Annotated in this window: 6 protein-coding genes; 3 read left to right on the top strand and 3 right to left on the bottom strand. The window is 34.6% G+C overall.

Features of this window, described 5'->3' with window-relative positions:
• The first annotated feature begins 142 nt into the window (after nt 1-142).
• The 3 genes from ABFR62_09480 (at nt 143) to ABFR62_09470 (ending at nt 7,637) form a co-directional block, all read left to right on the top strand.
• A complete protein-coding gene (locus ABFR62_09480) occupies nt 143-1,981 on the top strand; it encodes an alpha-amylase family glycosyl hydrolase (GenBank protein ID MEN8138653.1) in 1,839 nt (612 codons plus the stop codon).
• Between the two features lie 196 nt (nt 1,982-2,177).
• Nucleotides 2,178-5,024, top strand: a complete 2,847-nt coding sequence (locus ABFR62_09475; GenBank protein ID MEN8138652.1) for a hypothetical protein — start codon at nt 2,178-2,180, stop codon at nt 5,022-5,024.
• A 156-nt stretch (nt 5,025-5,180) separates the two neighbouring features.
• The gene (locus tag ABFR62_09470) at nt 5,181-7,637 is read left to right on the top strand and encodes a thiamine pyrophosphate-dependent enzyme (GenBank protein ID MEN8138651.1); all 2,457 of its coding nucleotides are present in this window, start codon (nt 5,181-5,183) and stop codon (nt 7,635-7,637) included.
• Nucleotides 7,638-7,697: 60 nt separating this feature from the next.
• Here the strand turns inward: ABFR62_09470 and ABFR62_09465 are convergent, their stop codons facing one another.
• From ABFR62_09465 to ABFR62_09455, 3 genes are all read right to left on the bottom strand, one after another.
• On the bottom strand, nt 7,698-10,634 hold the full coding sequence (locus tag ABFR62_09465; protein ID MEN8138650.1) for a hypothetical protein: 2,937 nt from the start codon (nt 10,632-10,634) through the stop codon (nt 7,698-7,700).
• Nucleotides 10,635-10,777: 143 nt separating this feature from the next.
• Entirely contained in the window at nt 10,778-11,968 is a 1,191-nt protein-coding gene (locus ABFR62_09460; protein ID MEN8138649.1) for a C40 family peptidase, read from the bottom strand.
• Nucleotides 11,958-12,992, bottom strand: a complete 1,035-nt coding sequence (locus tag ABFR62_09455; protein ID MEN8138648.1) for a dipeptide epimerase — start codon at nt 12,990-12,992, stop codon at nt 11,958-11,960. Before ABFR62_09455 ends, ABFR62_09460 begins: the two co-directional genes overlap by 11 nt.
• Nucleotides 12,993-13,065: the final 73 nt, after the last annotated feature.

Raw genomic sequence — 13,065 nt, 5'->3', positions numbered from 1 at the left:
CCAAATATAAAGTTCTTTTCTCAATAATTTTCACACAAAGTGTATCTAATACACTAAAAAAATTACTTTTACACTAAATTATTTTTTTTCTTATTATGTATCTTTATAAAAATAAAGAATTGTTACAACAAACAACATCAATATGTACTTAAAATTATATTACATACTAATAGCAATATTTTTCGTTTCGCATACATCATTTGCCCAGAAAATTGACAGAGTAGACCCTCCCAATTGGTGGACTGGCATGAAATATAACAAAATAGAACTGTTAGTACACGGAAAAGGTATATCTAAAGCAGAATTCTCAACCAAAGAATCTGATATTAGTATTAGCAAAGTTATACTCCCCGAAAATGCAAATTATGCATATATCGAAATTGATATTTCAGAAAATGCATTGGCAGGTATTAAATTTATTGATTATAAAGTTGGAAGAAAAAAATACAAGCTTAAGTATGAGTTAAAATCCAGACAAAAAAAAGCTGAAGAATATAGAGGTATAAGTCCTTCTGATCTGATTTATTTAATTACACCCGACAGATTTGCAAATGGTGATACATCAAACGACAAAATAAAAGGAATGCACGATCAGGAATTTGATCGAAATTCAGATGAGGCCAGGCACGGAGGAGATCTAAAGGGTATTATTAATAAACTTAACTATATACAAAGTCTCGGTATTACTTCCACCTGGTTAAACCCCGTTGAAGAAAACAATCAAAACAGGGCTTCATATCACGGATACGGTTTTACCGATCATTACAATGTAGACCCGCGGATGGGTAGTAATAAAGATTATGCTGATTATGTTTCTGAAAGTCATAAAAGAAATCTAAAAGTTATAAAAGATGTAGTTTACAACCACTTTGGAATAAACCATTATCTTATAAAAGATCTGCCTTCTAAAGACTGGGTTCATCACTGGGATGAGTACACATCTTCGAACTACAGAGCTACCACCCTGTTCGACCCTCATGCTTCGGAATACGACTCAAAAAAAATGAAGAATGGCTGGTTCGACTCATCTATGCCCGATATGAATCAAAATAATAAACATGTTGCCAATTACTTAATTCAAAATTCAATTTGGTGGATAGAAGAGTATGGAATTGATGCATACAGGATAGATACATACTATTATTCTGATCAAAAGTTCATGGGTGATCTTGTAAAAACTTTGCTGGAAGAATATCCCGATTTTTCGATTTTCGGAGAGACATGGGTTACTGGTGTTCCAACACAGTCGTGGGCTACTAAAGGGCCTAAAAATGGAAAGGATTTTGATTCTCACATGGCCGGAATAACGGATTTTAATATGCAATACGCATTAACGGATCTTGTAAATGAAAAAAACGGTTGGAATACAGGTATTTCAAAAATATATTACACTTTAACATGGGATTATTTATATGAAAACCCCAATGCTAATGTGATTTTTCTGGACAATCACGATATAGACAGATTTTTAGGAACAGTAAACGGAAACCTTAGGGATTACAGGATGGCTTTAGGAGTACTGCTTACAACCCGCGGAATACCTCAATTATTTTATGGAGCCGAAATAAACATGGACAGAGGTGGACATCACGGTTATCTGCGTCAGGATTTTTCAGGCGGTTGGAAAGAAGATAAAACAGATAAGTTTACTACCAAAGGAAGAAGTAATGATGAGAACTCCACATGGAATTATATTGCAAAATTAGCCAACTGGCGTAAGAACAGTTCTGCTATTGCCAACGGAAAACTGATTCAATTTGTACCCGAAGACGGTATTTATGTATATTTCAGATATAGCGATGAACAAACTGTAATGGTTATTGTAAACAATAATCAGGTAGAAAAAACTATTAACACAAAACGTTACAGCGAAAAATTAAAAGGATTTTCTAAAGCATTAGACGTAATTAGCGGTGATATCATTGACTTTTCAGGCATTAAAGTAGAAAAACGTTCAACAACTATACTGGATCTTAAGTAAACTAAATATCAACAGGTTAATTCCTTATATCATAAGGAATCACTTTTCAAAACCGGTAGGATTATTATTAATTCTACCGGTTTTATTTTTTCTCACTTTATTTTTCATAAAAAACAATATTCGCAAACAAAGATTTTCGTAAGTTTATAGTTACGCCTGACAACAAAAAATTAATCACCAATAACAACCAACTAACTTGAAAAAGAGCTTTCTAATTATAATATTGCTTTTTAGCGCTGTGCTGCATGGGCAGAATACGGCATTAAATCCTATAATAATAGAGGCAAGTCTCGACACTATTGGTAAAAGAGTTATCGGTTGGCAGGCATTATCATACAAAAATAACAGCAATGATACCCTAAATAGAATTTTTCTTCATTCCTGGCCTGCGTCCTACAGAAACAGAAATACTAATCTTGGAAAAAGATACAGAGAGAACAGAAAAACAGATATGCACTATGCTCTATCGGAAGAGAAAGGAAACATTAGTGGCTTCCTGTTCAAAACTGATAACGATACATTGTACTGGAGTTATAAAAACCATTCTCACGACATCATAGAACTCCTTTTAAACACTCCTCTAAAGCCGGGAGAAACTATTGATATTACAACTCCTTTCATATTGAAACTGCCTGATGCACGATTTACCGGTTTTGGATACAGCGAAAAGGGCTACTATTTAAAAGAATGGTATCTGAGTCCGGCAGTATACAGTGATGGAGAGTGGCATACTATGTCGAACAAAGACCTCGATGATTTATTTATAGAGCCGCACATATATCTGATAAAAATAAGACTTCCGGAAGATTACAAGATATCATCCAACCTTCTTTATAAAGAAGCTTATCTGGGATTTAACAGGTTCGAAACAACACTCTCGGGAAAAACTCTCGGATCGGTAAATGTTATGATCTACCGAAAAAAACACAACTTTAAAAAATATCAGGTAACAACAAAAAACTCTAATATAATTAATCTGGAAACAGATATTGTATACCCTTTTGCTTTTAGGTTTGAAGATCCTTTCGATGAATTACTGAAAAGACAACTTGATTTTCTGGAAGCTAATTTGGGTCCCTTTAAACTTTCTAAATTGTGGGTTAGTTCGGTATATCTTAAAAACAACCCTATTTACAGTATGAATACACTCCCATTAATAGAAACAATGGGACCGAAGTTTCAAAAAGAGATCGAAATCTTTAAAGCCATTAGCTATCATTATATTAAATCGTCAATTTTTACAAATATTAGAGCAAATGCATGGATGATTGAGGGCTTAAACTCTTACCTCCTGTCGCAATACATAGCAACATACTACCCTGATAAAAAGCTTTTCGGGAACTTGTCTGATTACTGGATTTCAAAATACTTCGACCTGTCAGAATTGAAATTTAACGATCGGCAACATTTACTGTATTTAGTAATGGCCAGAAAGAATTTAGATCAGCCTATCGGTATATCATACGATAAATTTGCAAACTTAAACCTATTGGCGATCAATCAGTTTAAAGCTTCAATGGGTTTTGCATATTTAAAAGACTATATCGGGAATGATAGTTTTTCAAAATCGCTGAGAGAAACATTCAACTTTTCTTCAAAGCGGTTTACCGACCCTCAAAGAATGAAAAACATTTTCTCTGTTAACTCTAATGGAAAAAGTGACTGGTTTTTTGATGATTATATCGAGAAGAGAAATCTGATTGACTATAAAATAAAAAGGAAACAGGATAGTATAATTATAAAAAATAAAACTGACTATACAGGTCCTCTAAAAGTATACGGGTATAAAAAAGACTCCCTGATTTTCTCGGAATGGGTAAATGGTTTTCAGGAATCAATCAATTATACTCCACTGAATAAAAATATTGATCGCTTGGTATTAAACAACGAAACAATTCTACCTGAATACAACTTTAGGGACAACACATTGAAATACAATAAAAAATGGTATCATATTATTGAAAAGCCGGTTCAGTTTAAGCTGATGACAGACGTTGAAAACCCCCATTACACACAAATTTTTGTTAACCCATACATATCGTGGAACGCATACGACGGTCTTCTTCTGGGTAGTGCTTTTTACAACAAATCATTAATTCAAAAACCATTCAACTACAATTTCAGACCTCTTTATGCTGCCAAGGCCAATTCATTAACAGGAACTGGTTCTTTCACTTATTCATACTACTTTAGGAATAGTGATATATTTCACAAAATGAGTTTTGGTATGTTTGCCAAATACTCACATTACGACCGGGATTTAGCATTTATTAAGTATAACCCCGCATTCAGACTTTACTTCAAAAGACCAAATCCTCGTGGTGTTGAATCAAATTATATTTTTGCAAGATATATTAATGTAGATAAAGAACTACCACCCGGAAAAATTGTAGATGATGAAAATGGAAAGTACGACGAATATCAAATATTCAACCTACGACATATTTACAGTAATCCCGAAAAGATAGATGATTACAGAATCAGAACTGATTTACAAATTGGTGATCAATTCGGAAGACTAAGTTCAGAAATACGTTTTAGGAAAATGACTGACTGGAAAAACCTGATTGATTTTAGAATTTTTGCAGGAATCTTTTTCTATAATAATGTTGAACATGAAAATTACAATTTTGGAATAAACAGCTCTACAGATTATTTATTCGATTATAATTTCTTAGGAAGATCTGAAACAAGCGGCATACTAAGTCAACAAATGGTAATAAGCGATGGTGGTTTTAAAACAAAGTACGATAAATTTGCCGATCATTGGATTGTAAGCACCAACACCCACGTTTCAATATGGAAATTCATCGAAGTTTACGGTGATGTCGGGCTTTACAAAAATCAAAATCACGGTACAGAATTTATCTGGGATACCGGAGTAAGGTTCAATTTTGTTCCCGAAATATTGGAAGTATATTTCCCTATTTACTCTAACAAAGGAAGTGAGTTTAACACTCCTAATTACGAAGAGAAAATACGCTTTATTTTCATTTCTGACTTTAAAAGAATCATCAGTTACTTCAGAAGGGGATTATTTTAACCTAATTCATATCACTTTTTGTTATAATCGTTGTTCAAAACCCCATAAACTAATCATTAGTAATAAGGCAACACACACACTTTAGCTTTTATTTTAAAACTATTATATTTGTTATGCTTAGTTTTATAATTTTGCATAGCTCTAATACTATAAACAATGGACAATTCAGGAACAAATACAGATCAACAATTATCTTTTGAAGAATTTCGAAAAGAAATATTGAATGATTACCATATAGCGTGCGAAAGTAGAGAAACAAGCTTAATAGGACGTAGAGAAGTACTTACGGGTAAGGCTAAATTTGGAATTTTCGGTGATGGAAAGGAACTTCCCAACCTCGCTATGTCAAAAGTATTCAGAAAGGGCGACTTCCGATCAGGTTACTACAGAGATCAAACATTTATGATGGCGAAAGGTATACTTACCCCTAAGCAAATATTTGCTGCAATTTTCGCACATGCTGATTTAGAAAAAGAACCTACTTCCGGAGGTAGACAAATGGGCGGGCACTTCGCCACAAAAAGTCTCGATGAAAACGGAAATTGGGTAAACCTCATGGAACAATATAATTCCAGCGCAGATATCTCCCCTACAGCCGGTCAGATGCCACGTTTATTAGGTTTAGCACAGGCCTCAAAAGTTTACAAGGAGATCGAAGATTTAAAAGACTGGACAAATTTCAGTAATAATGGTAATGAAGTTGCATTTGGAACTATAGGTAATGCGAGTACTTCAGAAGGATTATTCTGGGAAACCATGAATGCTGCAGGAGTAATGCAGGTACCTATGATAATGTCGGTTTGGGACGATGAATATGGTATATCGGTACATGCTAAACATCAAACAATAAAAGAAAATATATCAGAAGCACTTAAAGGCTTCCAAAGGGATGAAAACAAAAAAGGTTTTGAAATTTTTGTAGTTAAAGGGTGGGATTATCCGGCACTAATTGAAACTTATATAAAAGCCGAAAAAATTGCACGGGAAGAACATGTCCCGGTATTGGTACATGTAATCGAATTAACCCAACCTCAGGGACACTCCACTTCGGGATCGCACGAAAGATATAAGAATAAAGAAAGACTGCAGTGGGAAAAAGATCACGATGGCATAAAAAAAATGCGTGAGTGGATTCTTGAAAAGAAAATTGTTGATGATGAATCTATCATAGAAAATATAGAACAAGAAGCTAAGAAACTTGTCAGAGAACACAAAACTTCAGCATGGAATGACTATATAACACCAATAAAAGAGGTTCAAAAAGAAGTTTTCTTAATGCTAAAAGACTTAGGCAGTAAAAGTAAAAATGCTGATTTAATTAACAATCTCACCAAAGAACTGGCCGCAATTAAAGAACCGGGATTTAAAGAATCGATTTCTTCGGTTAGGAAAGCCCTGCGTTATGTAAGAAATGAAGATATCGACACCAAGCATAAACTACAAAGTTGGGTAAAACAGTTTAACATTGACAATCAGTGTAAATTCAGTTCGCATGTTTGGAGCGAAACAGAAAATGCAGCTCATAAAATAGAAGCAATAGAAGCTGCATATGATGAAAATTCACCTCTTGTTGATGCCCGAATTATAATCCGGGATAATTTTGACAAGGTATTTACAACACGTCCGGAGGTGCTGACATTTGGTGAAGATACCGGTTTTATTGGCGATGTTAATCAAGGACTGGAAGGGCTTCAGGCTAAACACGGAGAAACCAGAGTTGCAGATACAGGTATAAGGGAAGCTACAATCATAGGTCAGGGAATAGGAATGGCCATGAGAGGTCTGAGACCGATTGCAGAAATTCAATATCTGGACTATCTGATGTACGCTATTCAAACTATGAGTGATGATTTAGCTACGGTTCATTACCGCACAATGGGGCAACAAAAAGCTCCGATGATAGTAAGAACCCGCGGTCACAGGCTTGAAGGAGTTTGGCATGCAGGATCTCCACTTGGTAAAATAATTAATGCAATACGGGGAGTAAATGTACTGGTTCCAAGAAACATGACTAAAGCAGCCGGATTCTATAACACTCTTTTACAATCCGACGAACCGGGACTTGTTATAGAACCGCTTAACGGATACAGAAAAAAAGAAAAGCTTCCAAATAATTTAGGGGAATACAGAACGCCCGTAGGGCAGGTAGAAATCACTCGCGAAGGTAGCGATATAACCCTTGTTTCATATGGGGCCACATTCCATCTTGTAGAAGATGCTGCAAAACAACTGGCTGAAATTGGAATTCATGCAGAGGTTATTGACATTCAATCACTACTTCCATTTGATATAAATCACGATATTGCAAAATCAATTTCAAAAACAAATCGCTTATTGGTTATTGATGAAGATTTGCCACATGGTGCTTCAGCCTTCATTCTTCAACGAATTATTGAGCAACAAAAAGCATATAATTACCTCGACAGTCCTCCTAAAACATTAACTGCCAAAGAACACAGGCCGGCATATGCTTCGGACGGAGACTATTTCTCGAAACCGTCAACAGAAGATGTTTTTGACACTGTTTATGAAATGATGCACGAAGTAAATCCTGAAAAATTTCCTGAGATTTACAATTTCAAATATTCTGATTTGTTGATTGGCTATAAATAATATATTGCGTGGTAGAGACGATGCGTGCATCGTCTCTACCACTACTACCACGCATCGTTTCTACCATGATAATCTCTCCACAATCTCCTTGAACAGATTTTCCTTATTCTCAACTACCGATTCCAATGGGAAACCAAAACTTAAAACCTTATAACCATATTTATTTCCCAGAACTGCTGCAGGAAAGTCGTTTTCCTGATATCTGTAAATAATCTTGGCATTTGACTCAGGTCTTAATGCATCAACAGATCTGAGTTCGAAATGTTCTGCTGATGGTAATTTAGATATTTTCAATTCGCTTTTACCTTCAATTTTTCCCGTTTGACACGCTTTATCAGTATAAATTGAATATTGCAAATTCTCTGTCACCCATTTGCCTCTTAAGGAGTCTATAGAGTTATCAAGAAATACATCTTTAGCAATAAAAGCACCGGATATCAACAAACTTTTATCCTTGCTCAACCAATTATCCAAAGCATCACGCATCGATTTTTTAAATACAGAATAATCGTTTTTGTTGTTATCTGTTTTTAAATTATAAGTACTCTGTTTTCCGTATATCAGATCCAGCTTATCGTAATTTTTAAACTTTTCCGGATTGTTCTCAAATGATTTCGCACTTGTTGAAACAAAAGATAATTTCAATTTTGAAAACTTCTCTCCGTGCTTATATGGATAATCAGATGTATTTCCTACTACCTTTTTACCTTCATAATCCGAATTACTGGCTCCGTGACCGGTTAAAGGATCAGAAACCCAAGGGTCATTTTTATCAAAATTATACTGAAAGCCTGTAAAAGAATATTCAACACCATCGGCAATTGCCGATTTATTCCAATTGGAAAATCCACCCAAACTGTCAGAATCGAAAAACTCCGGTCCGGAAACTTTGTCGAAAGCATTTACAATCAATATCGGATTATCATCAAAATCATTAATACATGCAGAAAGAATTTCAGAATCGAAACTCACCCCTCCTTTATTTACAGCTTTTACTTTGAATGAATATATTTTTCCCAACTCTATTTTATCGAAAACATATTCTTTTCCTCTTACAAGAACTCCGTTATCAAATCCTCCACTGTCAACCTTTGTATAAACAATATAATCATCTGCTTTGGCAGTTTCTTCACTTTCATCTATTGTTTCCTCCCAATTCAACACTAACTTTTTATCTGAGTAATTAACAGAAAAACTATTAACCGATAATGGAGACACAACATACTCTGTATTATCGTAATAAGACAGATATTTTAAAATTCCCTTGTAAATAGCTCTTGTAGCGTCGAATTTAAAACTTGGATTTAATCCGTATTTCATATCTCCGAAATTCTGATGCGAAAGCAGTTCTATCAAAAGAGAAGGAACATTAGGATAAGTGGCTTCCGAGTATTTTTTATCCCACATTTCACGTGCAGACCAGTCACTCTTATAATTATTTCTGATTACTTTAAGTATTTCCGTGTTGATGATATCGGCCAGATCACGATTAGCAAATCTGCTTCTTCCGTTCGGAAAACTTCTTTCATCCTTTAAACCTTTTGTACTGTGAATTACCATAGTACCAATAACCGAATCGTTTTTAGTAGTACCGGCATCAGTATGAAATGAAAGTGACAAATCAATAGGAATATTTAACCCCTGCAAAGAACTGTCTCTGTTATGACTATATATATCACCTAAAAGGTAATTTACCCATTCTCCCCTGCCTCTGTAGTCATCTTTATAATCACTTTCATATTTAGTCAAAGAATATACCGCCGAATCGGGCATACCGGCATATTGCATATAATACCTCCCGGAGTTCATATAAGCGGGCTTTGGGCTAATGGTTCCTTCACGTATAATTCTTGTATACCCTCCTCCAATTTTAATTGCATCGGAACTGATTATACCTTCTTCTTCCGAATTATTATAAACCGTAACTTTCGAATCATCGGCTCCAAACCGGAAAGTTCCAAGATAAACCCATGTAGAATATCCCATTTTCTGATTTACGACAAAATCAGTTTCTCCACCATCATGACTAACCCTGTATTTTACATCACTTACATTTTCACCTTTTGCATAGGAAACATAAACAGCAAAATCTCCCTGATTATCGGCTTTAAAGTTATAAACTATTGAATCTCTTTCTGAGCTTAGTTTAGAACTCTTCATTTCTAAATGTTTTCCGGAAACAAAAGGATTTTCATAATCTCCATAAAATTCTTTCAGCAAAAAACCGCCATTTTTTTCCTCAACATTTTTGCTTCCTACAACTTTATCCGCACTATTATCTATATCAACAATAATCTCTTCAGTATTTGTATCTCTTTCCTTTGGATAATAAACATTCGCTCCTGCATTTTCGAGCATTGGCATTAAATAAGGAACTATATATGAATAGGTGAACATATCCTCCACTATCGTAAAAAGGTTTGGACGCTGCCACCTCCAAATTTCTTTCCCGTTATCATAAAAAAGCCCGTGTCCTCCCCAAACTGAAATATGCTTATTATTTAATCCTTGAGTAATATTGGCAGGATTATCTGTATTTCTGACATGAGAAGTATTATTCTCCTGCTGTTTAAGCATTCTGAGACTATCTACACTAATAGTTTTTCGATAAATGTTAGGAATGTATTGTGCTAATGGCAAAGAGTCTATAAAGCTATTTACTTCATATTTTCTTCTTATTTTTCTACGTTGTGCACCTTTTACCTCAGACTCAAAATTATTTAACCATTCCTCCCTGACCGGAACATAAGCAAGAGTATTAGAATAATAAATATTTAAAACCTTATTTTTTTTATCGATAAACGCACTGTCAATTGTTACAGGCAAATTATATGGTGGAATAAAATGATTTTCTGAAATTGCTTCTAATGATCTTTCCGACAGTTTTGTCAACTGTTTTTTATCCAGTTTTTCAAAATAAGATTTCTGTTCCTGAGCAGAAGAGGAAACAGTAATAATTAATAAAACCAATAAAGTGGCATTTATCTTTTTTAACATACTATTTATTTTTCTGTGTCTGAACAAATTTAATTATAAAAACAATGGCATAGTTGATATAACTATGCCATTTTCACACACACACATCGAATTGATAAACAATTCAATTTCTTTAAATAATTCTAATCCCAAATTGTATGTAATTACCAAATTGACATATTTGTCAAATCAATAATCTTATCTGTATTTTTACTTCCGTTTATTCGGCGTATATCAAGAATATGAGTCGCCAGATAATCGCTATGATAATTCTCTTTTGTTGAATCTATACTTGATATAAACACTCTTCCATAAGTACTTGAATTGTGTATATACTCATTATTTCCAATCCAAACAGCAACGTGAGTTACTCTACTTCCACCGAAGAACAATAAATCACCTACTTCCAGGTTTTTAAATCCTTCAACACTTCCCATTTCGTAATCAACATGATCTCCCTGTTTTGCCTGTTGATAAGCATCGCGAGGTAATAACATCCCCATTGACCAGTATACTGCCGCAGAGAAACCACTACAATCATTTCCTTTAAATGAATTTCCTCCCCACAGGTAAGGCTGCCCCAAATGCTGGTATGCAGTTTCTACTAATATTTCCTTGTCGAATTTTGCAGTTTCCTGCCATTTTGACAACTCCACAACTTCAGAAGTTTTTACAACAGCCTTTCTGTTACCCGGTAGAACAACGTTAGTCCATTCTTTACCATTTTTTTCCACTACAACAACATTACCATAAACCAAATCAGAAACTACCTGCTCTTTATTATCCGGATTATAGGCAAAAGTTGTTTGAGCTGTTATCATTACTTTTGGTTGTTTTCTCAACTCTTCAGATTGTTCTTTTGTAAGAAACTCAAACGATGATTTTACAATCCAGGCTACATACCCCTGTGGAGTTCTAACCCTGTACCATTTACCTTCGTTATCAAGAATTTCGAGTTGCATACCCATAATTACCTGAGTAGCCATACTTTTTGCTCTTGATGTTCCCGCTCTGGTATTGGCAACAGAAGTATTTACAACTGCATATGGTTTTTCAATATTTTCACCTTCCGGCAAACTGATTATTTCCGATTTAAAATTATATCCATCAGAAATCTTTACAGCCTTTTCGGCCAGTTCCTTATCAGTCGTTTTATATTTTACAACTACTTCTTTATTTTCTAAAGTATCCAGCTGATAGTAAAATACATTTTCATTTTTATCAAAAGCCTCAGCCTTCTTTAATGAATCGATTGAAGTTTGAAGATTATCAGCTACAGGTTCCGATTTTTTTTCTTCACATGAAAACAAACCCGCTGCTACAAGAACAGATATAATTACCTTTTTATACAACATCTAAAATTTCCTTTTTAAGTTCTATTCCCAAACCATAGGCATCAGGATAAATAATTTCACCATCAATAACTTCAACACCACTGGCAGGATCATTTGCAATTAATACCGCACCGTCTGCATCTATATAATCAAGACTGGTTGCTATTTGTGTCATAGCTGAAATACCAACTGACGACTCTGTCATACAACCGGCCATAAGTTTTAAGTTCAATTCCTGAGCTTTTTTAACCATACGAATTGCAGGTGTAAGACCTCCGCATTTCATCAGCTTAATATTGATAGCATCAAAATTCTTAGCACATTTTTCAACATCTTCCTCTTTCTGACACGATTCATCGGCAACTATAGGAATATCACAGATCTTTTGAAACTCAGCCAAATCGGCTTCATTGTCGATAGCAAATGGCTGCTCAACCAACTCAACTCCGGCTTCTTTCAGATAAGGCAACCATTTCGTTGCTATTTCCAAATCCCAGGCAGCATTAGCATCGATTCTTAAATGCGCATCCGTTACTTTACGAATTTCTGCCAAAACACCGGGATCGGTATCTGCTCCAAGCTTCAATTTATATACAGGCCATGGTTTATCAAGAATTTGTTTCACCATTTCTTTGGCCGTACCAATACTAATTGTATAATTAGAAAGAGGTGTTTCTTTACTTTCGTCTGTAACTTTTTCGTAAACTCTCTCTTTGTGAATTCTACCGTACAAATCGTGAGCGGCAGAATCTATCGCCGAAAGCAAGAATGAATGTTTCTTTAATAAAATTGGTGAAATTACATCCCATAACTCTTCAGGTGTAGTAAAATCATGCCCCTCAATTAAAGGTATTATCTCCTTCAATTGTTCTATCATTTCATCTACAGTTACATTGTAGTATGATATTGCAGTCGACTCACCATATCCAACTTCTCCTTCGTGATTTAACTCAACAATTAAAGTTGCCTGCTCGGTACGAGTTTCATAAGAAATCTTAAAAACTTTTGCGAGTTTTAATGAATATGGATAATATTTAACTATCATTTATATATGATTCGGTTTATTCATTAACAAAAATGCATTTTTACTAAGGTAATATAAAAATATTTAGATGTGT

The sequence above is a fragment of the Bacteroidota bacterium genome, from assembly GCA_039714315.1.
Classification (GTDB): Bacteria; Bacteroidota; Bacteroidia; order Flavobacteriales; family JADGDT01; genus JADGDT01.
Note: the sequence above shows the minus strand (reverse complement) of the source record. Positions and strands in the feature narration are given on the sequence as shown.

Excerpts from the sequence above, each read along its gene's own strand:
- ABFR62_09480 (MEN8138653.1), top strand. The coding sequence starts at position 143 with ATGTACTTAAAATTATATTACATACTAATAGCAATATTTTTCGTTTCG.
- ABFR62_09470 (MEN8138651.1), top strand. The coding sequence starts at position 5,181 with ATGGACAATTCAGGAACAAATACAGATCAACAATTATCTTTTGAAGAA.
- ABFR62_09465 (MEN8138650.1), bottom strand. The coding sequence starts at position 10,634 with ATGTTAAAAAAGATAAATGCCACTTTATTGGTTTTATTAATTATTACT.
- ABFR62_09460 (MEN8138649.1), bottom strand. The coding sequence starts at position 11,968 with ATGTTGTATAAAAAGGTAATTATATCTGTTCTTGTAGCAGCGGGTTTG.
- ABFR62_09455 (MEN8138648.1), bottom strand. The coding sequence starts at position 12,992 with ATGATAGTTAAATATTATCCATATTCATTAAAACTCGCAAAAGTTTTT.